The 26,325-nt window shown below is 41.9% G+C and carries 23 protein-coding genes; 12 read left to right on the top strand and 11 right to left on the bottom strand.

Annotation, left to right across the window (positions count from 1 at the left end):
* The first annotated feature begins 15 nt into the window (after positions 1-15).
* Positions 16-1,773: an arylsulfatase gene (locus F2B13_RS18600; protein ID WP_149275247.1), complete on the top strand. Its 1,758-nt coding sequence runs from the start codon at positions 16-18 to the stop codon at positions 1,771-1,773.
* A gap of 66 nt (positions 1,774-1,839) precedes the next feature.
* Here the strand turns inward: F2B13_RS18600 and F2B13_RS18605 are convergent, their stop codons facing one another.
* Both F2B13_RS18605 and F2B13_RS18610 read right to left on the bottom strand, forming a co-directional pair.
* Positions 1,840-2,250 carry a response regulator gene (locus F2B13_RS18605; protein ID WP_198440163.1) on the bottom strand — a complete coding sequence of 137 codons (411 nt, stop codon included), beginning with the start codon at positions 2,248-2,250 and terminating at the stop codon, positions 1,840-1,842.
* Positions 2,251-2,260: 10 nt separating this feature from the next.
* Positions 2,261-4,048 (bottom strand): sensor histidine kinase, encoded by a 1,788-nt coding sequence (locus F2B13_RS18610; protein WP_149304821.1) that lies wholly within the window; start codon positions 4,046-4,048, stop codon positions 2,261-2,263.
* Between the two features lie 547 nt (positions 4,049-4,595).
* On the opposite strand from F2B13_RS18610, the gene F2B13_RS18615 reads away from it, so the two are divergent.
* The 3 genes from F2B13_RS18615 to F2B13_RS18625 all read left to right on the top strand — a co-directional run bounded on the left by F2B13_RS18615 (position 4,596) and on the right by F2B13_RS18625 (position 6,962).
* Positions 4,596-4,958, top strand: a complete 363-nt coding sequence (locus F2B13_RS18615) for a DUF1801 domain-containing protein (RefSeq protein WP_149304822.1) — start codon at positions 4,596-4,598, stop codon at positions 4,956-4,958.
* A gap of 133 nt (positions 4,959-5,091) precedes the next feature.
* Positions 5,092-6,474, top strand: coding sequence for a glycoside hydrolase family 140 protein (locus tag F2B13_RS18620; protein WP_149304823.1), 1,383 nt, complete (start codon positions 5,092-5,094; stop codon positions 6,472-6,474).
* A gap of 35 nt (positions 6,475-6,509) precedes the next feature.
* Positions 6,510-6,962 carry a DUF1569 domain-containing protein gene (locus F2B13_RS18625; protein ID WP_149275242.1) on the top strand — a complete coding sequence of 151 codons (453 nt, stop codon included), beginning with the start codon at positions 6,510-6,512 and terminating at the stop codon, positions 6,960-6,962.
* Between the two features lie 16 nt (positions 6,963-6,978).
* Here F2B13_RS18625 and F2B13_RS18630 read toward each other — a convergent pair whose 3' ends face one another.
* Complete coding sequence (locus F2B13_RS18630; RefSeq protein WP_149304824.1) at positions 6,979-9,192, bottom strand: DUF5916 domain-containing protein; 2,214 nt, start codon at positions 9,190-9,192, stop codon at positions 6,979-6,981.
* Between the two features lie 137 nt (positions 9,193-9,329).
* Positions 9,330-9,662: a DUF2853 family protein gene (locus F2B13_RS18635; protein ID WP_149275240.1), complete on the bottom strand. Its 333-nt coding sequence runs from the start codon at positions 9,660-9,662 to the stop codon at positions 9,330-9,332.
* A 229-nt stretch (positions 9,663-9,891) separates the two neighbouring features.
* On the opposite strand from F2B13_RS18635, the gene F2B13_RS18640 reads away from it, so the two are divergent.
* Both F2B13_RS18640 and F2B13_RS18645 read left to right on the top strand, forming a co-directional pair.
* Positions 9,892-11,127: a serine hydrolase domain-containing protein gene (locus F2B13_RS18640; protein ID WP_149304825.1), complete on the top strand. Its 1,236-nt coding sequence runs from the start codon at positions 9,892-9,894 to the stop codon at positions 11,125-11,127.
* A 46-nt stretch (positions 11,128-11,173) separates the two neighbouring features.
* Complete coding sequence (locus tag F2B13_RS18645; protein ID WP_149275238.1) at positions 11,174-11,899, top strand: MIP/aquaporin family protein; 726 nt, start codon at positions 11,174-11,176, stop codon at positions 11,897-11,899.
* Between the two features lie 52 nt (positions 11,900-11,951).
* On the opposite strand, the gene F2B13_RS18650 is transcribed toward F2B13_RS18645, so the two are convergent.
* Positions 11,952-13,229: a mandelate racemase/muconate lactonizing enzyme family protein gene (locus tag F2B13_RS18650; RefSeq protein ID WP_149275237.1), complete on the bottom strand. Its 1,278-nt coding sequence runs from the start codon at positions 13,227-13,229 to the stop codon at positions 11,952-11,954.
* An 80-nt stretch (positions 13,230-13,309) separates the two neighbouring features.
* Positions 13,310-14,275, bottom strand: a complete 966-nt coding sequence (locus tag F2B13_RS18655) for an RraA family protein (RefSeq protein WP_149304826.1) — start codon at positions 14,273-14,275, stop codon at positions 13,310-13,312.
* 132 nt (positions 14,276-14,407) lie between these two features.
* Here F2B13_RS18655 and F2B13_RS18660 point away from each other — a divergent pair, with 132 nt between their 5' ends.
* From F2B13_RS18660 to F2B13_RS18675, 4 genes are all read left to right on the top strand, one after another.
* Complete coding sequence (locus F2B13_RS18660) at positions 14,408-15,055, top strand: GDSL-type esterase/lipase family protein (protein WP_149304827.1); 648 nt, start codon at positions 14,408-14,410, stop codon at positions 15,053-15,055.
* Between the two features lie 99 nt (positions 15,056-15,154).
* Positions 15,155-16,771, top strand: coding sequence for a family 20 glycosylhydrolase (locus F2B13_RS18665; protein ID WP_149304828.1), 1,617 nt, complete (start codon positions 15,155-15,157; stop codon positions 16,769-16,771).
* A gap of 48 nt (positions 16,772-16,819) precedes the next feature.
* A complete protein-coding gene (locus F2B13_RS18670; protein ID WP_149304829.1) occupies positions 16,820-17,803 on the top strand; it encodes a sugar phosphate isomerase/epimerase family protein in 984 nt (327 codons plus the stop codon).
* 81 nt (positions 17,804-17,884) lie between these two features.
* On the top strand, positions 17,885-18,646 hold the full coding sequence (locus tag F2B13_RS18675) for an SDR family NAD(P)-dependent oxidoreductase (RefSeq protein WP_149304830.1): 762 nt from the start codon (positions 17,885-17,887) through the stop codon (positions 18,644-18,646).
* A gap of 36 nt (positions 18,647-18,682) precedes the next feature.
* On the opposite strand, the gene F2B13_RS18680 is transcribed toward F2B13_RS18675, so the two are convergent.
* The 4 genes from F2B13_RS18680 to ruvX all read right to left on the bottom strand — a co-directional run bounded on the left by F2B13_RS18680 (position 18,683) and on the right by ruvX (position 23,640).
* Positions 18,683-22,036 carry an amidohydrolase family protein gene (locus F2B13_RS18680; RefSeq protein ID WP_149304831.1) on the bottom strand — a complete coding sequence of 1,118 codons (3,354 nt, stop codon included), beginning with the start codon at positions 22,034-22,036 and terminating at the stop codon, positions 18,683-18,685.
* Between the two features lie 109 nt (positions 22,037-22,145).
* On the bottom strand, positions 22,146-22,577 hold the full coding sequence (locus F2B13_RS18685; RefSeq protein WP_149304832.1) for a DUF5606 family protein: 432 nt from the start codon (positions 22,575-22,577) through the stop codon (positions 22,146-22,148).
* A 58-nt stretch (positions 22,578-22,635) separates the two neighbouring features.
* Positions 22,636-23,226: a peptide deformylase gene (gene def, locus F2B13_RS18690; RefSeq protein WP_149304833.1), complete on the bottom strand. Its 591-nt coding sequence runs from the start codon at positions 23,224-23,226 to the stop codon at positions 22,636-22,638.
* Positions 23,227-23,640: a Holliday junction resolvase RuvX gene (gene ruvX, locus F2B13_RS18695; protein WP_149275228.1), complete on the bottom strand. Its 414-nt coding sequence runs from the start codon at positions 23,638-23,640 to the stop codon at positions 23,227-23,229.
* Between the two features lie 171 nt (positions 23,641-23,811).
* Here ruvX and F2B13_RS18700 point away from each other — a divergent pair, with 171 nt between their 5' ends.
* The gene (locus F2B13_RS18700) at positions 23,812-24,627 is read left to right on the top strand and encodes a 2,3,4,5-tetrahydropyridine-2,6-dicarboxylate N-succinyltransferase (protein WP_149304834.1); all 816 of its coding nucleotides are present in this window, start codon (positions 23,812-23,814) and stop codon (positions 24,625-24,627) included.
* A 97-nt stretch (positions 24,628-24,724) separates the two neighbouring features.
* Positions 24,725-25,519, top strand: a complete 795-nt coding sequence (locus F2B13_RS18705; protein WP_149275226.1) for a glycosyltransferase family 2 protein — start codon at positions 24,725-24,727, stop codon at positions 25,517-25,519.
* Here the strand turns inward: F2B13_RS18705 and F2B13_RS18710 are convergent.
* Entirely contained in the window at positions 25,501-26,313 is an 813-nt protein-coding gene (locus tag F2B13_RS18710) for a glycosyltransferase family 2 protein (protein ID WP_232622955.1), read from the bottom strand. The two genes, F2B13_RS18705 and F2B13_RS18710, sit on opposite strands and share 19 nt — an antisense overlap.
* Between the last annotated feature and the right edge of the window lie 12 nt (positions 26,314-26,325).

Here is a 26,325-nt window from a genome sequence, read left to right on the forward strand (position 1 = left end):
TTAGAACTATTTCACATGAAAAACAAGATTCTGTTCATTATCGCCTCGCTGCACTTCCTACAGGTATTTACGATTGTCGCGCAGGAAACAATACACCCCAATGTCATATTGATCATAACGGACGACCAGGGTTATGGAGATTTGGGGGTCACTGGGAATCCGCATGTAAAAACGCCCACTATTGATAAACTGGCCAAAGAGAGTATTCGTTTCCATAATTTTTATGTATCGCCGGTATGTGCACCAACCCGGTCTAGTTTGATGACAGGTCGATATTCGTTACGTACGGGTATTCGTGACACCTATAACGGAGGTGCCATCATGGCATCAAACGAGATTACCATTGCCGAAATGCTCAAGCAGGCGAACTATCGTACGGGAATTTTTGGAAAGTGGCACTTAGGCGACAATTACCCCAGCAGACCCAGCGACCAAGGCTTTGATGAATCGGTCATCCACCTTTCTGGAGGTATGGGCCAAGTCGGGGATTTCACTACGTATTTTAAGGGAGATACCAGCTATTTCGATCCCGTGCTATGGCATAACAACCAACAGCAAACCTATACGGGTTATTGTTCCGATATTTTTACCGATCAGGCCATTCAATTTATTGAAAAGAATGAAACCTCACCGTTCTTCTGCTATCTTGCCTTTAACGCACCACATACTCCATTACAAGTACCCGAAAAGTATTATACAATCTATGAAAATATTGATCCATCAACTGGATTTGATAGAGATGGCAAGCCCTTCCCAAAAATGTCGGAAAAAGATAAGGAAGATGCGCGAAAGGTATACGCCATGGTTACGAATATCGATGACAACCTCGCCAAGTTGTTTAAAAAATTAGAAGAACTGAAAATTTCCGATAACACCATAGTTATTTTCATGACTGATAATGGTCCGCAACAACTGAGGTATGTCGCCGGTATGCGCGGTAAAAAGGGAGATGTGTACCAAGGTGGGGTGCGCGTGCCCTTTTATCTTAGGGCTCCCATGGTGTTAAAAAAAGACAAGGATATCGAGACGGTTGCCGCACATATAGATATATTACCGACACTTGCGACCCTATGTAATGTATCGCCCCCTAAAGACCGTAAAATCGATGGTAAGAACCTATTGCCATTGCTTGAAGGGAAAACGGTAAATTGGGAAGATAGGCCCCTATTTTTCTATTGGACCCGCAAATATCCTGAACTTTATTACAATATGGCGATGCGCAATGGTAATTATAAATTGGTCGGAAGAACTAATTTTAATGCCCCACTTACCGATTTCGAACTGTTTGACCTAAAAAAAGACCCTTATGAGCTTGAAAATCTCATTTTACAAAAAGAAACCCTAGCGGAAAACCTAAAGGCCAAGCTCGATGCAACGTTTCAAGAGTTGATACGTTCCGATAACCTTAACAGCCCTCCTCGAATAGAGATCGGAAGCAAGCATGAAAACCCGGTAATCTTAAATCGAAACGATGCCGGTGGCCAGCGCGGTATATGGGCTCAAGAAGAAATTTTTGGCAAATGGAAGGTTGCCGTAAATAAAGGCCGTTATAATATACGGTTCAAGTTCATCAAACCTGTCCCTAGTGGGGGCACTATGTTCTTAGAAGCCGGTACTTTTGTCCATCGACAATCTAATGGAAAAGAAAACTCTGATATTATAGCGATGAACAATGTCTTCTTACCTGCAATGGATTGTGACTTGATTCCTTTTTATACCAGTAACGGGCGAAATATTCTTCCTTTCTGGGTAGAACTACAGAAGCTAGATTAGAACTTTTGGAACGGTAAAGTAGTTTTTGACCAAAAGGTCGAACAGAATTGGCCAAGGGTATCGATACTACCAATAATCTTCGTATGCGGCATCTAAAATTTGGATCAGCCGATCTTCAGCAACAGGCTTAACCACATATTCGGTAAGTTCTTCATACTTTTCCGCCCGTGTTTTGTCACGTTGACTTTGGGAACTGGTTACCAAATAGAAATGAACCTCTTGCTTAATTTTGGGTTTTAGCTTTCTAAATTCCTCCAAGAATCCCCATCCGTCGAGAAAAGGCATATTTATATCCAAAAGAATAACCCTCGGGAAATCAAGTCCTTGTTCAATGCAAGATTCTATGTATTCCAGCGCCTGTTCCCCATCCATATATGATTCGACATCTATATTTTCCGAAATGCCCTTTAACATACGCTTGGTCAAGTATATGTAGATATCATCATCATCGATTAAAAGGATTTTCGCTTTTTCCATAATTTTTGATTTAAAATTCGATTTTGAATGTGGTTCCAATATTTGGTTGACTCTCCACACTGATAGTGGCATCCAGAGATTCCAATTGTGATTTAACGAGGAATAAGCCCATGCCTTTACCCGATATATCTCTATGAAACCGTTTATATAGTTTAAAGAGATTATCACCATGCCGAAGAAGGTCGATACCCATACCATTGTCCCGAACGTAAAGTACTTTTTTACCATCCTCGAAAGCACTTTCGAATATGATATGGGATGTCACACCTTTTCTTCGATACTTTATAGCGTTTGATATTAGATTTTCGAAAATACTTCTAAGGTAAAATTTGGAAAAAACCACCGTCTTCCAGGCATCCAGCTTATAGATAATCTTAAAATCAGAATCTTGGAAAAGGGTCTCCGAAAATTCTTTCCGCACGCTTTCTATCTTTTCATAAATATTTATCTTCTGCAAATCGACTTTATCGCTATCAAGAATGGTTACATACTCACTGATATCTTCAGTAAGCATGGTTATACTATTGGATATTTGATCGAGTTTTGGTACAAGCTCCTGTATTTTATAATGCTCTTTTTCACTCTTTATCATGTCTACGATAACCGACATGCTTGTCACTGGAGCCCTTAGGTTATGTGATACCAGATGATTAAATTCTTTCAATTGTTTATTTCTCAATCGCAGCCTGTGGTTAGTCTGCTTAAATTCTCTATTTACAGATTCGAGTTCCTTTTTGTGCGTAGAAAGTACCTTATTATTTGTTTTTAATTCTCTAAAAAAATGTCGCTTTTGTCTTTGATAGGTAATGTAGGTATAAGAGACCCCTGCCAATACCACGATCAAGAAAAAATTAAAAACAATTGAATTTTTATATAAAGGCCACAAGTAGGCATTTAACCGTTCAGGAGATACTTTTTGAACGATCGCCCAATCGGTGTTCTTAATAACGTTTACAGACTTTCCGGAAAATGATTTCAGAGAACGATCTTCCGCGTTAAAGTCTATACTTTTTAAGGTCCAAAGCGCACCGTTTTTTACATAGGATGTATCGTGATCGACTGCTAGGCCGAAACCATCCAATCGAACCCGCTTGATTATTGAATCCCTAAACCCAGGAACTTCAAAGGCCATGTCGAATTCAGAAACGGAAGAGCTATTGATTTGTAAATTGGAATCTATCAAATAAATCTCTCCTTCTGAAATGGGTTGTTTTAGAGATTCAAAAATCTCTCTCATGTTATAGTTAAGCACCACTAAACCTTTCTTCCGATCTAAAGAATCAAAAATAGGCACCACAGTCCTTATTACCGGTTTATAAGGTCTCTCTATAGTATTGTTTTCCTGATTAAGGTTTATACGGGTCAAGAGAATATCACCTTTTTCAAGTCCTAACCCTTGGCGCACATAATCTCTATGACTTTTATTCTGCAAAGGAAAAAACTCCATCCGACCATCTTCTTGTCTTTGATATCTAAGCACCTCCGTACCTTTTAAATCAATGATTCGAAATTGATCATACACACTCATCCCATTTATAACTTCGAGATAAGGACGCAGAAAAAGTAGGTCATGTTTGTCAAAATCTTGTGGAAAGGTCAAGGAAGACCAATAATTGGCGTTGTTGATAAAATAATAGAAAACGGATTTTAAGAAATTACTTTTCGATAAGGCACTTTGCTCCTCGATACGAGTCAAATAGGCGATTCTTTCCGTTCTTTCATTATAGAACAGAAAGAGGGAAAGTAATAAAAGGGGTAGATAAAGTAACAAGAAAACATTAAGATACTTCTTACACATACATCAAACTTCACATCAATCCAATCATTTTGTAGAGGTAAGTTACATTCAAGTTTCGAGGGCAAATAAGGAAAATTTTTTTTTAAATTACAATATTTTCTTACCCGTTCAAATTTATTTTTAACAAAAAAATCTGTTATCGAACACATCTAGAAAAATTTTTAAAAATCTACGTTATTGGGTTCAAAACAATTCTTGACCTACGCGTTTTATCTCATGACGACTATTAACCATTGTTGAGTACCGCATGTTTTATTGGTCGCCTTTTTTGGCCCTCATACCGCAATACCAGTAATCAGAGTTAAGGATATACTTTCAAATATAACCTGTTTGGAGTACTCTATTAATGGCAAATGCAAAGCTACTTTATGACTTGAATACACTTCTAAACAAAGACTCGTTCAGTTTTCTAAAGATAGGGTCTCCGACTTCTAGAATAAAGACCACTGTTCGAAGTATATATTATCTTAGCGATGGGTTTATCTATATACTAACAAAGAAGTGTACATAAGATATTCGCTATCGCATACATTTTTAAAAAAGAACCATGCGCAATGTTGACCTTTATTTTTTGAATAAAGAAGAGCCATTTAAAGGCTGCCTACTGGCGTTGAGAGAAAGTATTCTTTCCAAAGATCTGCAAATAACGGAAACCCAAAAATATGGCATGCCCTGCTATTGCTTTAAAGGCAAGGCATTCTGCTATCTATGGACCGATAAAAAAACACAATTTCCATATATCCTTTTTGTGGAGGGCCAGTACCTAAACCACCAAAAATTAGAAACAGGAAAGCGAGCTCGCATGAAAATTTTTCCGGTCGACCCTAAAAAAGATTTGCCTATCAGAACAATAAATGCCCTGCTGCAAGATGCCTTGCTCCTCTATAAAAATGGTACCATTCCCGTTTAATAAAATAGCAACAAGATCTTTCTAATAGCGAGTGATTTAATGCGGAGCTTTTACTTCTTGCCTACTTGGATCACTTTGACTATTTTTAAGTACTATTGCGGTATTTACGGCAATCCTATCGCATAGCCTGACGATGAAACACCTTTCTCTACTTCTTTTGTTGAGCTTATTTTTTCAACCCCTCTTTGGCCAACGTCTTAAGGTGAGTAAAAACCAACGTTTTCTGATTACAGAAAAGGGCGAACCTTTTTTTTATATGGCCGATACGGCCTGGGAGCTTTTTCACCGTTGCACCCGTGAACAAAGTGAACAATATCTTTCAAAACGGGCTGAACAAGGTTTTAGTGTGGTTCAAGCAGTAGCCTTAGCAGAAATAGATGGTTTATTAACTCCAAACCCTTACGGCGAAGTTCCGCTAATTGAAGAGAACCCAAAAAAACCGAACGCAAGGTACTTTGAACACATCGACTACATTATCAAGAAAGCGGACAGCCTTAATCTGTATATAGGGCTGCTACCAACATGGGGCGACAAAGTTTTTAAGAACAGTTGGGGCAAGGGCCCTGAGATATTTACGCCTGAGAATGCCTTTGCCTATGGAAAATGGATCGGAGACCGCTATAAAAATTTTGACAATATAATCTGGATTATCGGAGGCGACCGCAACCCAAGACCTGATAGTAACGACGTAGCAATCTGGAACCAAATAGCCGAAGGCATCGCAAAAGGTGCCGGAGGCTATGACCAAACATTAATGAGCTACCATCCGCAACCCAAAAGGGGCGGTGGCTCATCGACTTGGTTCCACAATGAACCGTGGCTCGATTTTAACATGCATCAAACAGGGCATTGCCCCGATCACCAATCTCATGCGCGTATATCACATGATTATAATTTAATACCGGTTAAACCTACCCTCGATGGCGAACCACTATATGAAGACCACCCTTATTGTTTTAACGCCAAGGAATTTGGGTATAGCATCCCTGAGAATATTCGCCCTATCATGTATTCGAATGTGTTTGCAGGAGCTTGTGGGCAAACTTATGGAAACCATAATGTTTGGCAGATGTACAGCAGCGACAAAGTGGGCATCAATGGCCCCTTAAGGCCTTGGCCTATGGCTTTAGACCTACCTGCGGCCAATCAAGTCAGGCACTTAAAAAATCTAATGTTGTCAAGACCCTATTTGTCGCGAATTCCCGATCAAACATTGGTAGCCTCGGCCCAAGAACTAAACGAGCACTATGTTTCGGCAACCCGCGACGCCCATGGTACTTATGCCCTTTTTTATTTTCCGACTGGCAAACCTGTCCAAGCCAATCTATCAAAGCTTAGGGGAAAGAGTTTGGTAACCCATTGGTACGATCCGCGTACAGGTGCCACTTTCCTTGGACCGAAAATCGGAAGTTCGAGAGAGATCACGATTTCCCCGCCTACAGAAGGCAAAGGTCAAGATTGGGTATGGATTGTTGATGACTCTGCCCAAGCGTATGCACCCCCTGGGTCTCAGTAATGAACTGATACTCGTTTAATTTAAAACTTCCTAAAATGAAAAATGTATTCGATTCCAAAGACGCACAAGAATTAGTTGGGCGTATCAATGCTCTTAATGCTAATACGCCAAGCCTATGGGGCAAAATGAACGTGGGCCAGATGTTGGCCCATTGTAATGTAACTTATGATTTGGTATACACCGACAAATACCCGAAACCCAAAGGCCTTAAAAAATTCTTTATTAAACTGTTCGCCAAAAAAATCGTGGTCGGGCCACAACCCTACAAAAAAAACCTTCGAACCGCACCAGAATTCCTGATTACGGATGAAAAGGATTTTGAACAAGAAAAAGACAGACTTATTGAGCACGTAAAGAAAACCCAACAACTCGGTGCGGAACACTTTGACAATAAAGAGTCGCATGCCTTTGGTCCATTATCGAAAGAAGAATGGAACATTCTTTTTTATAAACACTTAGACCATCATTTACAGCAATTTGGGGTTTGAGTCAATGAACACCTGATTATCGTACCAAATCGAACATACGTGTATATTTGACGATTACGCTGTTGTTCAATGGGTCACCGTCTTGCAGATTGTAGTTCCAGACCACAAAAAGCCCTGTGTTGGCCCGTTGCAGCCACCCAAATCTTAAATTTGCGGCCCATAGCTTGTTGGTTGTATTGTTTTGTATCAAACCTTGAATGTAGATGTTCGGACGAAAGGCATACGAAAGTTGGCTTCTAAAAATATTAGCCGTAAAATCACCAAAGGGTAGCTGGAAATTGTTGTATAAAAAAGTAAAATCGGAATTGAACTTATCGCCTAAACGCAGGCTTGCCGTCACACTCTCTTGATAGCGCGTACCGCCAAAGGAACCACCGATTACCGAACGGATGTTCACGGAAAAAGGATTACTACGATTCGTAAAAAATACAAGTTGAGACTCCACATGATTATAACTTCCTGGTTGTACGATTACACTTTTTCCTCTTGAAATGTCAAAAGCTTCGACCACACCTTCAGTGGTGAAATTTACTCCCGTGTGTAATTCGGTGCCGTTCTTCCATTCAAAATGATTATCGATATGTAGAAAACTTGTTTCCAAAAAATCATCAAAATTCCAATATCCCCGGTATGAAATATGAGGCCGGTATTCCAATATTTTAGCATTAGCGTCCTTTGGCCTCAGGTGATACAATATCCTACCCTCAGGTTTGCGAAAAGCGGAACGCAAAAGAAACCCTACTTCAGGGTTGAAGCCCTCACCGACCTCGGTGTATGCAGCGTTTATCTCCCAATTGTTCCAAATGTAATCGGTCTGCCATTTGAAAGAATGTGCGTTGATGGTATCGTTAGGGTCTTGGGTATGGGCATAAAAGCCTATCATTCTCGCTTTTTTTCCTAGCCCCAGCTTTCCATCCACCGCTAAGGTCCGGTTAAAATCATCGGATTGCAGCCCTAATTTATTTATAAATACTGCACCCAAAGCTGTGCGACCCTTGAATTCATGATTCACTCTGGCTACGGTAAAGTTATGCTCTTCCACACTGGCCTCGGTCACTTCCTCCGTCCACATACTTAAGAGTCCGACATTGGTACGATTGAGTTTTCCCGACAAACGGGCACCGCCGATAATGGGTACCACACTACCGTTTTCACCAATACCGATTCGCCTACTGAAAAACAGATCTACCTCTCCGGGGCTACCTACGCTAAAAAGACCGGCATTCTCTAAGAAAAAGGGACGTTTCTCCGGAAAGAAAAGGTTAAAACGATCGAGATTCACCTGCTGCTCATCAACCTCCACTTGGGCAAAATCGGTATTGTAGGTCAAATCTAATGTCAGGCTAGGCGTTACACTAAATTTCACATCCCCTCCAACTTCCCCAGAAATTTTATGGGTAGGCGAAGCAACTGCATAATCTTTATCTATTCGCCCCAATGCATAGGGAATGAGTTTAAGGTTTCCCGGATTTCGAAGCTGCAATCCTGTTAAGGTTCCAGCAAGTGAAAGTCGATTCAGATCTAGACCAACAGGCATTTCGGCCCAATAGACTATTTCATTTGTTTTTCGGATATTTCTTCTGAAATTGATTCCCCAATCCCTCCCCGATTGAAAGCGGAGTGTACGTAAGGGAATAGCGAACTCGGCGCTCCATCCGTACTCACCTACTTCTGAACGCACTTCCCAAGATCCATCCCAGTTGAGATTGAAACCACCAATGGTTCCGCCCTGTTGGCGATTGGCATTTTGATTGCCTTGCCCTTCATTGTCGACTTGGGCATCGTATTCGACCCCAAGAGAATTTGTTCCAAAAATAAAGCCGTTCTGACTGTCCATGTAGGTATCCAGTATGAAAATAAATGCATCGGTATTGTCGAGATCGGCATCGCGACGGGCGTCTGAAACCACCAATTTATCCGGACGGGCATCATAACAAACGACCCCCACATAAAAAGTATCTTCGGTGTAGGCGATACGAATTTCCGTCTTTTCGGTGGCCGGCTGCCCAAAATTAGGTTGAGTTTGACTTAACTCCCCGAAAGCGGTAACCGTCTGCCAAATTTCGTCGTTCAATACATTTCCATCTAAAACAGGGGCAATCGGTATCGAAACCGCTGTAGTGGAAGGTCGGGGCTTTACATCGAAAGATGTCGCTTGATTTTGAGCCGTCAAAAAGAATGGTAATAGTAAACAAAAAATGATAAGGTACCCGAGTTTGGAATATTTCATTTATTTGGCTGGTCTTTCTATTTTAAAAGTACTGTTTTTTCAGTTTGAAAGGTCGTTGGAAGTAAGAAAAAAGCCCTTTACCAAGACGTTATCTTGTAAAGGGCCTATATATTAAATTCGCTATTTATAGTAAAGCACTAACTCAATTCGCTATGAAGTAAATAGTAGAATGCCGGTCTACTCTTCATACGGATACTAGACATCTTTTCGGCCACTTTATGTATAGCGGCCATTCCCTTTTCTTTATCGCTTATACCTAATTTTTTTTCCACAAAATTTCTACGAACAGTTTCCAATTCAGATGCGTCGGTACCTGAAACCAGTAGCGCATCTTGGTTGTTCACCATTGACTTAAGGCTATTCACATAGCCATCTAAACGATCATCGTCGATATTAGAAACCCCGCAGTCGTTTAGTTGTTTTACTGCCGTCTTTTTTAAGGAAGCTAATTTATCAGATGTTTCACTCATAGTACTATAATTTTAAGATTATTAGAAAAAAATGAAATTCGAGCAAAAATGCTCGACAAAAGTGTTTGTAAGTTAAAAAAATCTTTATCAAAGTGATAAAATTAAAGCCTGAAAATAAAGACATTCGTAAAATTGAAAAGTAAAATGTATCTTGATCCCAAATATGTATTTTTCTTGTTCCAAAACGAGATGCCTATTTTTTATCTAAAAAACAAAAATCTTTAAATACATGTCATATCGGTTACCATTCTTATTTCTGTATCTACTAATTAGCTCGGGCATTTCGTTGCAGGCTCAAATTTCTACCAATACCGAGATTGGAAATACAGGGTTCTCTAAAGAACGTTTGAACCGGTATGATCAATTTCTTAAAGGAGAGGTTAAAAATGGCCGTTTGCCGGGAGCCGTGTCATACATCGTACGAAAAGGTGAAACGGTACATGAGGCCTCTTATGGATATCGTAGTCTTGCTGAGAAATCATCTATGGAACAAAATGATATTTTTCATTTGATGTCAATGACCAAACCCATCGTTACCGCTGCTTTTATGATGCTTTATGAAGAAGGACACTTCTTTTTAACCGACCCGGTATCGAAATATCTACCCCAGTTTAAAGACTTAAAAGTATCTACAGATGTCAACGCTGGCATCGATGGGCCTAAAGAACCTGCGAACAAAGAAATAACCATTCACCATATTTTGACCCATACAGCAGGTTTTTCCCACGGTCTTGGGGGCACCAAACTAGATAATGCCATCGCCAACGCACTGTATCGTCAACCTCAAGCGAACATTGAAAGTAGAGTCAATACGTTGGTAAGCCTCCCATTAATAGGGCAACCCGGGGAACAATGGTACTATAGTGCATCTCCTGACGTACTCGCCCTTTTAATTGAACATTTTTCAGGAATGACAGTAGCCGATTTTCTGCAAAAGCGAATTTTCGATCCCTTAGAAATGAGAGATACAGGGTACAACATAAAGAAAGGAAGTCAAGAGCGTTGGGTTCCTGTGCACAATAAGAACGAAAAGGGGGAAATGGTCACCTCGGCACAACAATTGCCAGTCGAAGGCAACACGGTATTTGGGGGCACGCACGGTCTTTTTTCCACCGCTGCCGATTATATGAAGTTTTGTCGTATGATGCTGAATAAAGGAGCATGGGAAGGAAAACGCTATTTGAGCCCTAAGACCATAGATATTATGACGATGAACCAGGTGGGAGACCTCTATGAAGCGGACGGGCAAGGTTTTGGGCTTGGTTTCGGTGTAACGACCGATGTGGCCGAAAGCAAGAGCCTAGGTTCGGTCGGGCAGTATTACTGGAGCGGGGCTTACTCGACTTTCTTTTTTATTGACCCCAAGGAAGAACTTATCGCCATTCTAATGACACAGGTGCAGCCCTACAACAATTATTACGGAACGATTATGCGTCAATTCGTTTACCAATCCCTTATCGATTAAGGTCAAAACATAAAATAGCTAAACATCACCCTTTAAACCAACCTCAATGACCACTTATATTTTTGAATTCATCGGAACCGGTATGCTAATTCTCATCGGAAATGGTATCGTTGCAAACGTTGTATTAAAAGGAACCAAAGGAGCCGATGCCGGATGGACCGGTATTGCACTTGCCTGGGGTATCGCTGTTTTCATCGGAGTCTTTGTTAGTGCCGATGTCAGTGGCGCTCACTTGAACCCGGCCGTAACATTAGGTCTGGCGACCGCCGGTAAATTCGAGTGGAATCTAGTACCAGGTTATATGCTTGCGCAGATCTTAGGTGCTATGATGGGCAATTTTCTGGTGTGGCTCACCTATAAAAAACAATATGATGCAACGGAAGATCAGGGTTCGATCTTGGCGACCTTCTGCACCGCACCCGCTATTCGAAGTCCCTTCTGGAACTTTATGACAGAGGTCATAGGTACTTTTGCATTGGTGTTCGGGGTTTTCTACATTGCCGGAGGCACGATTTCCAATGAACCGGTATCATTAGGCAGTTTAGATGCTTTACCTGTTGCCCTTCTGGTTATGGGCATTGGGTTCGGATTGGGCGGACCCACTGGGTATGCCATCAATCCTGCCCGAGATTTCGGACCAAGGCTTTTGCACGCACTTTTACCCCTCAAAGGAAAGGGTAGCAGTGACTGGTCGTATGCCTGGGTACCTATCGTTGGACCTTTGGTCGGAGGGTTTGTGGCGGCCTTAGTTTATCTCTGGATAGGTATTTAATAGATCGGATCCCTTTTTATGACTAGGCGTAGGCCAACTGGCTTTCTTTCCATTATTCAAAAAAGGGAACATCTTTGGGCGCATATTTCTTCATACCCTCTTCATTAATCTCGACCCCAATTCCTGGTTTTTCCGATAGTTTTATAAAGCCATTTTCGGTCATGGGTCCATCGTATGTGACAATCTCCTTGAACATAGGGTCTTTGTGAAAATAGATCTGCCATTCCAATATCATAAAATTAGGTACGGAAGCGCACACATGACAAGAGGCCATGGCCCCTAAAAACGAAGCCACCATATGTGGTGCAAAAGGCACATAATATAGGTTCGCCAAATTCGCAATACGTTGTGCTTCACCGAGACCTCCTGCCTTCTGTAAATCGGGCATAATAATATCTACGGCCCCATCTTCCAGTAGTGGACGAAAGCCGTGGGCTAGATAATGATTTTCTCCTGCGCAAATAGGGGTACTGGTAGAATCGGTAATCTTCTTGTACGCGTCCGGATTCTCCGCAGCTATAGGTTCTTCAAGCCACATCATATTCAAAGGCTCTAAAATTTTGGCCGCTTTTTCACCTGAAATAGCGTCATATCGGCCATGCATATCGGCGCAAATATCAATATTGGGACCGACGGCCTCACGAGCCGCGGCCATTTGATCGTACATTCGCTGAATCTCGGCGGGGCTGGCCGTCCAATTAAACTGATCGTACTTGTTGGGATCATTGGCCTGATCGAGGTCGAACTTTACTGCGGTAAACCCCATATCGACCGCCTCCTTTGCACTTGCTGCAAAATCTTCTGGTTTTGGCAGCCGATTTTGATACAAGGCGGTATCCATATACAACCTTACTTTGTCCCTGAACTTGCCACCAAGTAATTGGTACACGGGAAGGTTCAGGGCTTTACCGGTCAAATCCCACAAAGCGGTTTCGACCGCGGTCAACACCGCAACATACATCCCCGATTGCGCACCTTCGAAAAAACCTCTTTTTCGAAGGTCTTCGAACAAACGGTTCACATTCAGCGGATTCTGGCCTTTCAAGCGTTGTCCCAATATTTTGACCAAATGATACGTTCCCGGAGTCGCATCCACACCTTCACCATGCCCCACAATATCTTGATTACTATAAATTTTTACGAAGAGACTGTGGCCGCCTCTGATGTAACCACATTTAATATCGGTAATTTTGAGGTCTGAAGGAGCCGACATTTTTGGAGTATGATCTACCGCCGTTTCCAATTCCCTACCGAAATTAGCGAATGGCAATGCTCCTAAAGCGGTGGTCGCCATAGCTTTGGACAAAAAATCTCTTCTTGAATTTTTCATAGGATTCTATTTTGCTTTATATATTTTCATGATGCCATCACAGATTATGACTATGCGGTATGCCACTACCGTTTTGTAAACTACCAGGTTCTTGTTTTCAATAGTTCCTGTATCTGTTCCTTTGGCACTGGAAGCTCGTCAATATGATCATTGAGCCATTGCGAAAAGTCTTTTTCTATATCGTCGGACCATCTTGAATCTATCTGGCCGGGAGTATATTTCTGTTCTCGAAGCCGTTGATGGCCAAACATATCACGCAACCGCACAATTTCTGAAGTCTTCACCACTTTTTCCGCAAGGTGTGGAGGGATAAAAATAACACCCCCATCACGGCCCAAGACGACATCGCCAGGCATGACCGTGGCCATTCCGATTCGAGTTGGGGTATTGATACCGATCAAGGTGGTATTCAAGGCCCCGTCGGGATTGTTGAGGTGATGGGAGGGATGATAGCTTCTAAAAAAAGATGTAAACCCCCCTATTTCCTTTAATCCGTCAATATCGCGAATAGCTCCGTCATACACGATACCATTTCCGGTTTTGGCATAAATGGAATTTCCGAGATTATCCCCTATTGTCGGGCCATCGACATGGGCCCCAAACTGATCTACAACATAAACATCGCCCTTAGTAAGCATATCGATAGGCCAAGAGTTCTGTGATTTGATGCGCCCATCTTCGTTATGCCCCCTATCATCGATTACCCGATGAATATCCGGGCGTCCTGGCATAAAAATGGCGGTTACCGCCCTTCCAACCAGGACACTGTCGGGGTTTATGGCCTGCCAATGCTCAGCATACTGATATTTATAGTTTTCTCCCTTAAGTACCGCCCAGGCCTCTTCTAAAGTTACCCCTTTCATACGTTCTAGAATGTCGTCAGAAACATACGGTCTACCGTCTTCCAACCGTTTTCCTTCCCATTCCGGGGTTAAAAAAATGAGTTTTTCCTTCGCTATTTGCTGTGCCGATGTCTTGAAAGATAGGGCCAAACCGAAGAAAAAAAGATAGATAAAGGGGGTAGAAAACTTTGGATTGATTTTCATAATTACCGATTTAAGTGGTCTATATTATAGCATCATTTTCCTTAACAATGGGTTAGCCTGTCCTCTTCATTACAAGAATTTTTTGACCAGTACCGAGATAAAAACTAACTTGGGCGACTAATCACACAGAAAATGAAACATGCCTTACTGCTTGCCCTATTATTTTTTGCCAAACCATGCCTTTCACAAGATACGGAACGTTTTAAAAAAGAAGTAGAAGACATACAAAAAAAATATGATACCCTTGGGGATGCTTCGAAAGAAACGGTCGTTTTCACCGGTAGTTCAAGCATTCGTATGTGGCGCGATGTGCGAGAGCGATTTCCCGAATATCAAGTTATCAATTCAGGTTTTGGAGGTTCACAGGCCTCCGATCTATTATACTACATCTATGACCTCATCTTGCGCTATGAACCCCAAACTGTATTTCTCTATGAAGGAGATAACGATGTTTCGGCCCGAAAAGATGCTAAGGAAATAATATCGGACTTCAACCAGATCATCGGGGGCATTTTACGCAACGACCCCACTACTAAAATTATGATCATCTCGCCGAAGCCCAGCATTGCGAGATGGGAGCTTAGGGGAAAGTATAAACGGCTCAACCGGAAATTAAAACGATTGGCCAACGATAATGCCCAAGTACAGTTCATAGATGTATGGCATCCTATGTTAGATGGGCGAAAAGTGATGCAAGATATATTTATCGAAGACGGGCTGCATATGAATTCTAAGGGATATGATATATGGTTCGACAGCATTAAAGACTATCTTAATTAAGAATGGTACGATTGCATAAGAAATTTTAAAAAACAAAACAGAAAGGGCATTGGGCTTATTTTAGCCGTAAAACCCTTTTACTCTTAACCATCAAAAACAATGAAATCCAATTTTATTCGAAGCTTAGTCCTTTGCAGCCTGATTATTCTCTTTTTTTCATGCGAAACCGAAAAAAAGAAACGACAATTGAATTTACCAAAGACCGATCTCGCTATGGAAAATATGATTCCTATTCCTGTGAAGGTCATACCTACCGACAGCGGATTTGCCCTTGACCAATTTACAGCCATCTACACTTCCCAAAATGTGACCGGCTTTCCTGAAATTGGTCAATTCTTGGCCGATAAAATAAAGGAAAAGACGAATATCGATGTTCCCGTAAACGTTGACGAAATTCCTGAACGGGAAGGCGTTATTTTCATTAACCAGTCAGACAGTTTGGAACTTGATGCGCCAGAAGCTTACCAGTTATATATTACAAAAGACTCGGTTATTCTGAATTCAAATACGGCTGCCGGGGCTTTTAGGGGCATTCAGACCCTGCGACAGATAATACCCAATTCCGCCAATGACACATTGGCTTCGTACGAAGTATGGCCCATCCCCACGGGTAAAATTATCGATAGCCCTACTTTCGGCTTCAGGAGCAGTATGCTCGATGTGGCACGGCATTTCTTTAGTGTTGAAGATGTTAAAAAATATATCGATTTGTTGGCCTATTATAAATTCAATACTTTGCACCTACACCTTTCGGACGATCAAGGTTGGCGCATCGAAATCAAATCATGGCCCAAACTCACAGAAATAGGAGGCAGTACAGAAGTTGGTGGTGAATCTGGCGGATTCTATACCCAAGAAGAGTACAAGGAAATAGTGGCGTATGCCGCGGAAAGATATATTGTGATAATCCCGGAAATAGATATGCCCGGCCATTCCAATGCCGCCTCAGTATCCTATCCTTTTTTAAATGGCAATGGCAAGACCCCCGAACTATACGAAGGCATCGAAGTAGGTTTTAGCACTTTTGACACCCGAAAAGATACGGTATATGCCTTTCTTGACGATGTGATTCGAGAAATCACCGAGATAACACCGGGACCCTATTTCCACATGGGCGGCGATGAAACCCATGTGACAAAAATGAAAGATTATATCTATTTCATGGAGCGGGTAGAAAAAATAGTGCATAAATATGGTAAAAAGGCCATCGGTTGGGATGAGATGGTACATGGCGATATGGATTCGACGACTATCGCCCAGTTCTGGGCCAGTAAGGAAAATGCTGATATAGCTATTAAAAAAGGTATGAAAATCATCTTGTCACCTGCTAAAAAAATGTACCTGGACATGCAATACGACTCGCTATCCAAATATGGGTTGCATTGGGCAGCTTATATTCCCACAGATTCGGCCTATACTTGGTCACCTCAGAACTATGAAGGTATTCCCGTCGAAAGTATATTGGGCATTGAGGCTCCACTGTGGTCTGAAACGGTAGGTGAAATCGGTGAACTGGAATATCTAGCTTTTCCAAGAGCCATCGGTCATGCGGAACTGGCATGGTCGATCCCTGAGAATAGGGATTGGGAAAGGTATAAGGTACGTTTGGCAAATCAGGCCCCGTTCTTAGACCGAATGGACGTGAAATATTATCCATCGCCCTTAATCGATTGGGAGAAAAGCAAGTACAGCTATAAGGAAATAGATAAGGATTAAGACGGGAAAGCGTTTCCGTATATGGCATCAATATTCAAAGGTAGGTATATGTCGGATAAAATTACAAGAAGAAAAGCACTAGCGACCGGTCTCAAAGGCTCTCTTGCCGCCATGGGAGGTTATGCATTCGCTTCAAATACGATCGAAAACCAGAAGGGGAAAAGGCCAACGGATAAAAAGGTTTTACCGATGAGGGTCAGTCTCAATACCTCTACCCTATTACATTATAAACTAGATGTAGCCTCTCAAATCGATTTGGTGGCAGATGCCGGTTTCGATGGTATAGAATTGTGGATGAGTAATATCAAGTCATTTCTTGAACAAGGAGGTACGACTCAAGAGTTAAAAGACCAATTAGCCCATCGTGGCCTGGTCTTGGAGAATATTATAGGATTTTCAAAGTGGTGTAGTGATAATGCCAATGAAAGGACTCAGGCTATTGACCAACTCAGGGAAGAAATGATGATAACGGCCGGTATGGGAGGCACCTATATTGCCGCTCCGGTACAGGGAATCGAAGCGATAGATCCTACAAAATATGAGGCCTACGCCGAGCGCTATGCTTCTATTTTAAAATTGGGAGACGAATCAGGCGTAACCCCTATTTTGGAGTTATGGGGAATGGGCGCACTTCATAAAATTGCCGATTGTGCTCAAATTGCCATTGCTACAGGTCATGAAAAAGCCACCATACTCTTAGATTTTTACCATGTGTATAGGGGCGGCAACCATTGGGATACGATTGACCTTCTCAACGGCAGGAAACTACCGGTGATACACATGAACGACTACCCAGATACTCCTGTCTACAATCAACTTACCGATGCCGACAGAGTACTGCCCGGAGAAGGTATTTGTCCATTCGATAAGGTTATTCCCAAATTGTATAATGCTGGTTTTCGTGGAGGTTTTTCTGTAGAACTTTTCAATAAGGGGTATTGGGAAACTATGGATCCAAAGACCTTATTGAAACACAGCTATGAAAAAACTTTTGAAGTGGTTCAAAAAGCCCTTGCCCATACGATTGAATGAAATAAAGTTCCCCGAGGTGGCGTATCTAAATCTTAATTCTGGGTCGAATACGAACAACTCCTGGCATATAATAAAAATACCATGTACACGAATAAAATAGCACTGGTTACCGGCGGTAGTCGCGGAATCGGTGCCGATATAGCCCAGAACCTAGCAAAAAAAGGAATTGAGGTCATTATCACCTATCGGTCGAACAGTGACGCCGCCGAAGCCGTGATCGCTAAAATTAAGCAAATGGGGCAAAAAGCCGTGGCCTTTGAGCTCGATGTTGCCGACATAGCATCTTTTGACCAATTTTTTACGCAAATCGCTTCTTATCTAAAGATGAAGGATGGAAGATTAAAATTCGACTTCTTGATCAACAATGCGGGAACGGGCATTTATAGACCCTTTTTGGAAACCAACGAGGCACATTTTGACGAAATGATGAACATACACCTTAAAGGAGTTTATTTCTTGACACAAAAAGCGGTACCATTTCTTAACGAAGGTGGGAGAATCATCAATATTTCATCTGGGCTGGCGCGGTTTAGCCTACCAGGATCTTCCGCTTACGCGAGTATGAAGGGTGCCGTAGAGGTTTTTACCCGCTATTTAGCAAAGGAACTTGGGGCCCGAAAAATTTCAGCTAATGTCGTAGCACCTGGGGCAGTTGCCACTGATTTTGGGGGCGGCATCAACAAAAATAATGCAGAGAAACGCAAGCTAATAGCTGAAAACACGGCCTTAGGCAGAGTTGGTCTACCCGAAGATATCGGCGGAGTGGTTGCCTTTCTTTGTTCCGAAGAGGCCAGTTGGATCAATGGGCAACGTATAGAAGTTTCCGGTGGCATATTCCTGTAAGCCTACATAGTGCTTTCCAGTAGCTTGTGCGCCAGCTCATTCTTCTATACCGGGAAGCCCTTCTGGTTTTTTCGTTTGCCAATTGAACTTTTCGGCTTTCCCAGCTTTAGGCCAAATAACGTCCAAAGTGTTGGCATCATAAATTTTACCATTTTTGATCACGTGGTTCAGGGTATTTGAATTGCGTACATCTTGCAAAGGATTCTTTTCCAATACTACAATATCGGCCAGCTTTCCCACTTCTAAACTTCCGATGTCTCCATCGAGACCAATGGCCTCAGCACCTAAAATCGTAGCTACCCGTAGGGCATCGTGGTTTTGCATTCCGCCACTCGCTACCGACCAGAGTTCCCAATGATACCCTAGTCCTTGCAGTTGCCCATGGCTTCCAATACCTGCCAACCCACCTGCCTCGACCAAGGCTTTCATGAATTCGGCATGTTTTTGAAAAATATGTTCCTCATCCATAAACCAACTTGGCCTTCTCCTGCTCTTCTGAGCCAATTCTTTGTAGGGCGTAAAATACTGTAGCTTTGCATCGTTCCAAACATCTTCTCGGGAATAGTAATAATTTTCTGCCCAAGGTCCGCCGTACGACACAAGCAACGTAGGGGTTACGGCCATCTTTGATGTCGCTATGGTCTTTACTACATCATTATAAATAGGGTAAATCGGTAACGAATGCTCATGACCTGGATACCCGTCGATCAACTGTGTCATATTAAGTTTGAAATCAAGGGCCCCCTCTGTCGTGGGCATCAGTTTCAATGCTTTACAGGCCTCTATGACCCACTGCCGCTGCTGTCGATTACCTACCAAATACATTTTTATGGTTTTAGTATCGAAATAATCACTGTACTGTCGTAAAACGTCTTTGGTCTGATCTAGACTTTCCAATTGATAACTCCAAAAGCCAAGGCCGGGTCCTGTACTATATATTCTTGGCCCATCTACCATTCCCGCCTCCACCATATCGGAATAGGTAAGTACATCGGTGGTTCCAGTTTGAGGGTCCCTCGTTGTAGTGACACCATAGGCCAGATTGGCCGCATACATCCAAACCTGATTTTTGTGAATACCCCAAGTAGGTCTCAAATGGGCATGCGTATCCACAAAACCAGGCAGCAGTGTTTTGCCGGAAACATCAATTTCTTCGATTCCTTTGGGTACGGTTAAACTACCCGATGTACCAATGGCCCTAATACGGTTGTTTTCGATTAAAATATCCCCCTTTTCAATGATTTCCTTATCCTTCATAGTAACTATACGCCCCCCTTTGAGCAATACCGAACCCTTCGGCCTATCTTTCGTATAAGGTACCTTAATCTTAAATTCGGCTACTTTAAAATCAGGGTATTCATTTTTCTCGGTATCGGTTTCAATGGTATCTTTTTGCGATTCTTGTTTCTTTTGTTCCTTTTTCTTTTCCTTCAACCGGGCGATACTATCGTTATATTTTTTTCCTTCCTCGATATGGTATTTAAAGTGGCTGGCTCCCAAAGACCAATGCACCTTTTGACTATCTGACGACCACGTTGGAAATTCACCTCCAATTTTGGTTAATTTTAAGGCAGGGAAAGCCGCCTTGTCCACATTGGCCACGGATACGCTGGGCGTTTTTCCATACCTCGGTATGGTAACCACATAAATGTCGTTATTGATTTGTGCCAAGGCCGATTTTCCGTCCGGGGCAATTTTGATAAAGTCAGGTTTGGATGCTTTATCGTCATCTGCCCCGACCTCTGAAGGTAGAAGGCCATGCTCTCCAAATTTATCTTGAGAACCGAAAGTTTCGATGCCTTTTAACTTCAAATGTTCTTTTTGGTCGGTACCGTCCCACCTAATGGACAATAGACCCTTGTTCGAATTGCTCAGGTACACCCGATTATCCATTTTAGTGAAATGCGGTCGTTGTCGCCCCTTCGATTTATCGATCAAATGAAGTGTCCCACCCTCAGCGGAAATCCACATCAGGTCTTCGGTCGCACGGCTCGAACGGGTACCCAACAAATCTTGAAAGGTTTGAGCACTGCCCCTATGAAAGGCAATACGGTCGGCATTATATGACCATTCGGGGTAGCTATATAGCCCTGGTACTTGGGTCAGCTGAATAGGTTTGGGACGTCCATCGACGTTTACCTTATAAAGATGTCCGCCGCCTTCTTGCCACGTAGAAAACACCAGATACTCTCCATCTGGCGACCAACTCGGCTCCGCTTCTATAAAATCGTTTTTGGTAAGACGTTCAGGAGTTCCATTCGGAAAATCCATCACATACAGCCGGTTTAGGGCAGTAAACGCTATTTTAGTTCCATCGGGAGAAGGGACCGCATCGCGAATCTGTGTCGCAAATGCTTCCTCCAAATCTTCGATAGGATATTTAAAGGACAGTAAAGGCCCCATATCCAATTGCACGTCAACTGAAAAAGGAATTTCCTTGGCGGTATTTTCAGCGATGGAAATGGCGTAGATCTTTCCGCCGTACGAAGCAACCAAATGTTCACAATCAGGGGTAAACGACATCGCCGGTAAAACTCCTAACGGAGCTATGGACTCCTGTTCATCACGTTGAACCGGGTAAGCCAGCCAACGCTCCTCTCCCGTCGTCAGGTTTCGTAGAATGAGCCCTGTTTTTTCTTCAAAGCGGGTACCATAGACCAGCCACTTACCATCTGGTGAAAGGGTCGGTGTAAAGGCAGAACCATATTTTGAAGTAATGACCGATAGGTCTCCATCTTCCATATCATAGGTACCTACCTGATATTGGGGCAACTGAGCATTGTAGTTCCATGCTTTATTGCGCCGCGAAAAATAAAGCAGTCTACCATCGGCGCCAAAAGCGGGGTCCGTCAATTTAAGATCTTTAGGCTCGCTGACCAATTGGCCACCCGATCCGCCCTCTTTAGAATAAATATACGGTTTGATATTTCTTCTGCCCTTTACTCCTACAATATACGCACCATCCGGGGTCCATTCCGCTGAAAAGAAATTATGCTTTTTCTCTTCGGTAATCTGTTTCTCTTCTTGAGATTGAAGATGTAACGTCCAAATATTGTCCGACCCGCTCTTATCGGAAATAAACACCACCGATTTACCATCAGGGCTATATCTTGGATGCACATCATAGGCCATACCTCTCGTGATTTGAGTAGCCTTTCCTCCCGAAATTGGAATGGTATACAAATCGCCCATCAAATCAAAAACAATAGTTTTACCATCGGGGCTTACATCAAGTGATATCCAAGTACCTTCTTGAGTGGTAAAAAAAACGGTTCTTTCAGGTTCTAGAGGAAGCTCTTCCGTGGCCTTTTTACTTTCTTGAGCTACGATAGGGAAAAACAGGATCGTCGATACAATGCCGGTCAACGTGAGCAAAGTTTTCTTAAGCATCTCGTGGTATTTGAAGTTCACATCGAATATAAGTATTAACCAATTAACCCCACAAAAAAACCCTCTTTGAAAGAGGGTGTATAGAGCGATGATGCACTTTTCAAATCACTTACTCCTCCTCGGTCGAATCTTCTGAAGTCTTTTCTTCTTTCGCCGAAAAATCCGTAATTCCATTGTCATTAAGTATGTTGTACCAATGTATCACTTTCTTAATGTCACTGGCATAGACCCTATCTTCATCATAATTGGGCAATACTTCAAAGAAATATTCTTCAAGCTTTATCTTCTCGTCTTTATGACCTACACTTGTCTTTTCGCCGTTCTCCTTTTCTTGAATCTTTAGAAAAACCTCACGTAACGGCAATTCTTCATCGAGGGTATAAATCGCTATTTCAGAGAGTATGCTCACATTGCTCTGCATTCCTACGGTTATTCTCTTGTTGTCCAATAAGGATTCGGCAACAAAACCCGTTCGGGTCTGGGTGACCAGTTTATAAAGACCAGGTTTACCTCCAATGGCTAATATTTTGTCTAAACTCATATGTAAGATTACGTTTTAGGAGCGCAAATATGATATTTTTCGATGGATTACGGTAAAACTAACGCCCTTTTTTCATATTAGGAAACCGCATACGATAATCAACATGAATCTTACCTTTCGAGATATTGTTCAACCTTCCTTTGAGCATTCTCTTTTTTAGGGGTGACAATTTATCGGTAAAGAGTATTCCCTCTATATGGTCGTATTCATGTTGAACTACCCTTGCTATCAGTCCATCAAAGGTTTCCTTATGGGTCTTAAAGTTTTCATCGACATAGGAAATAGTGACCGTATCTTTCCGCTTCACATCCTCACGGACATCGGGTATACTTAGGCAGCCTTCATTAAAGGTCCACTCTTCTCCCCCTTCCTCTTCAATCGTTGCATTGATAAAAACTTTTTTAAAACCGTCCAACTGGTTTTTTTCATCGGCCGACAGTTCTTCATCATCAGCAAAGGGTGTAGTATCTACCAAAAACAATCGAAGTGGCACGCCTACTTGAGGGGCCGCAAGGCCCACACCTTTAGCATTATACATGGTTTCCCACATACCTTCTAGAAGTTCTTCTAATTTTGGATAACCTTTGGGTATTTCCATGCACTTTTTTCGCAATACAGGATCACCGTAAGCAACAATCGGTAAAATCATTTATATTTTTTTATTTAAATAGGCCTGCAATATAAGTGTTGCACTTATTTCATCTATCAATGCTTTATCCTTTCTTTTCTTTCGTTTCATGCCCCCATCAATCATACTTTGCACTGCAAGTTTCGATGTAAAGCGTTCGTCCTGTCTAACAATTGATATTTCAGGAAATACCTTCGCCAAACAATCTAGAAAAGGCACAATATATTCTTCTGCTTCCGAAGGTTCGTTGTTCATTCTTCGGGGTTCACCAATGACAAAAACCTCGACATTTTCTTTGGCAAGATAATCTTGAAGGAATTCCATCAAATCTATCGTAGCTACGGTAGTCAAACCGGAAGCAATCAAATGTAGCTCATCAGTAACCGCTATACCCGTTCTTTTTTTACCATAATCCAATGCCATCAACCTTCCCAAATCCCTATATTTTTGGCAAAAATAACCTTTAAATTGTTATAAGCGTAAAATTGAATCCGCAAATCATTTTTGACCAATTATATTTGCAGGGTCAGAGAGCTGTTCAAAAAAAGTACAGATCATTGCAAAAATAAGACATAAGCATTAACCCATTTTAAAATACGACTACAGATGACCGATTTACGAGAAACCATTGAGAAAGCATGGAACAACCGAGAACTTTTAAAAGAATCGAAGACGCAAGAGGCTATTCGAGAGGTAATCGACCTTCTTGATCAAGGTAAACTACGATGTGCGGAACCATCTGAAGATGGTTGGCAAATCAATGAATGGGTTAAAAAAGGCGTAGTGCTCTATTTTCCCATACAGAAAATGGAAACACTGGAAGCGGGCATCTTTGAATACCACGACAAAATACCCCTGAAAAGAGGATATAAGGAAAAAGGTATTCGGGTGGTACCTCATGCCGTTGCCCGACATGGCTCATATATTTCGGCAGGTACTATTTTAATGCCCAGTTATGTGAATATCGGAGCCTATGTCGATGAAGGCACCATGGTAGACACTTGGGCCACCGTAGGTAGTTGCGCCCAAATTGGAAAGAATGTACATTTGAGTGGAGGCGTCGGTATCGGAGGGGTACTTGAACCCCTTCAAGCTGCTCCGGTCATCATAGAGGACAACGCTTTTATAGGATCGAGATGTATTGTTGTAGAAGGTGTACACGTGGAAAAAGAGGCGGTTTTGGGAGCCAATGTTGTACTCACCGCATCTACAAAAATTATTGACGTTACAGGAGATAGTCCAAAAGAAATCAAGGGTAGGGTTCCGGCCCGTTCGGTTGTTATACCTGGAGGATACACCAAAAAGTTTTCTGCCGGGGAGTTTCAGGTGCCTTGTGCGTTGATAATTGGGACAAGAAAAGAAAGTACTAACAAAAAGACTTCCCTTAACGATGCTTTGAGGGAATATGATGTTGCCGTATAAATTTTGTAGGAATTTTAAGTATTTATATACTTTTTTCTCCCTTTTTTAGTTATAATTTTGTCTTAAGAGACGCGAGACACTGATTATTTAGATTTCAATGAACGGTAAAAGAGAGAAAATATCCGCCTTGGTCATAGCCTATAACGAGATAGGTTATATTGAACAGTGTATTGATTCCGTCGCCTTTGCAGACGAAATAATCGTTGTAGACAGCTATAGTAGCGATGGTACTTATGAGTATTTGAAGAATCATCCTAAAGTAAAGGTACTTCAACATCCATTTATCAATTTCACCCATCAGAAGTCGTTTGCCCTAAAACAGGCCAATAATGATTGGGTACTTTTTTTGGATGCGGATGAGACCGTTTCCAAGAAACTTCAAAAAGAAATTATAGAAACGGTCAATAACGATACCGATTATGCCGCTTTTTGGTTTTACCGAAAATTTATGTTCGAACGTAGACCACTGCATTTCAGCGGCTGGCAAACAGACAAAAATTATCGTCTTTTTAGAAAAAGTAAGGCGCAGTTCTCCGATAAAAAAATAGTACACGAAACACTTGACGTTGATGGAAAATCAGGGGTTTTTCAAGAAAAACTGACCCATTACTGCTATAAAAACTTTAAAGACTATAAATCAAAAATGCTAAAGTATGGCAGACTAAAGGCCAAAGAGGACTTTTACCGTGAGAAAAGGTTCAACTTTTTGTCGCTGCTTTTTAAACCACTCTGGAAGTTCTTTAACCATTACGTGATAAGACTGGGATTTCTCGATGGTAAAAAAGGTGTTATTATCTGTTATCTGAATGCATTGAGCGACCTTGAGCGCTACCGCGAATTAAAAAAATTGGAGAAGAAAAATGAGCTTGCCTACTATTTGGTAATGCCGTGATAGGTCCACACACTTTTTTTTTGGCGGACTTCCTTTCGGATAATCTGATTTTTAGCAATAGCTTCCGGGGTACGATACCCTCGCTCGTGGTCTAAATGAACACAGACAGCACTGTATCTCAATTGTTTCGATTTTACCCCGAAATTGAACAGGCGTTCCCCGAATTCCCGATCCTCACCTCCGTATTGCATACGCTCATCAAAACCATTGACATTTAGGATATCTTTTTTCCAACCCGAAGAGTTATGCCCGTTCCAACTGGCATTGGTAGGTGTAAAAGTGTTGAACAAAGTGGAGATAAAACCACGGGCCGTAAGCTTATTGTTTTTAAAAGTCTTAGGGATTCCTTTCTCTTTTAACCATTGAATATTAAAACAATTTTGTGCTTCGATATCTTTCAAAGTAATGGCCTTTGATATATTCATAGGCAACATGTAATAGCCGCCAGAAATAAAATAACCTGGCAATTTGTTGATATAATGCACTTGAACGAAATCTTCCCTTGGAATACAGTCCCCATCGGTCATTATAATATAATCGGCATCGCTTGCCACGATGGCTTTATTTAATATTCTACATTTTTGAAAACCATCATCTTCTTGCCAAACGTGCTTGATATCGTATGATACTTTATCGCGAAGTTCATCTACTACCTCCTTGGTTTTTGGCCCTGAACCATCATCGGCCACGATAAGTTCAAAATCTTTGTAGGTCTGGCACTGAAAACCCCAAAGAACTTTCCTCAACCATTCGGGATGGTTATATGTACTAACGACGACGCTTACCGCACTCACTAAAGATTGTTT

The sequence above is a fragment of the Pareuzebyella sediminis genome (assembly GCF_008367235.1).
In the GTDB taxonomy this organism is placed as follows: domain Bacteria; phylum Bacteroidota; class Bacteroidia; order Flavobacteriales; family Flavobacteriaceae; genus Pareuzebyella; species Pareuzebyella sediminis.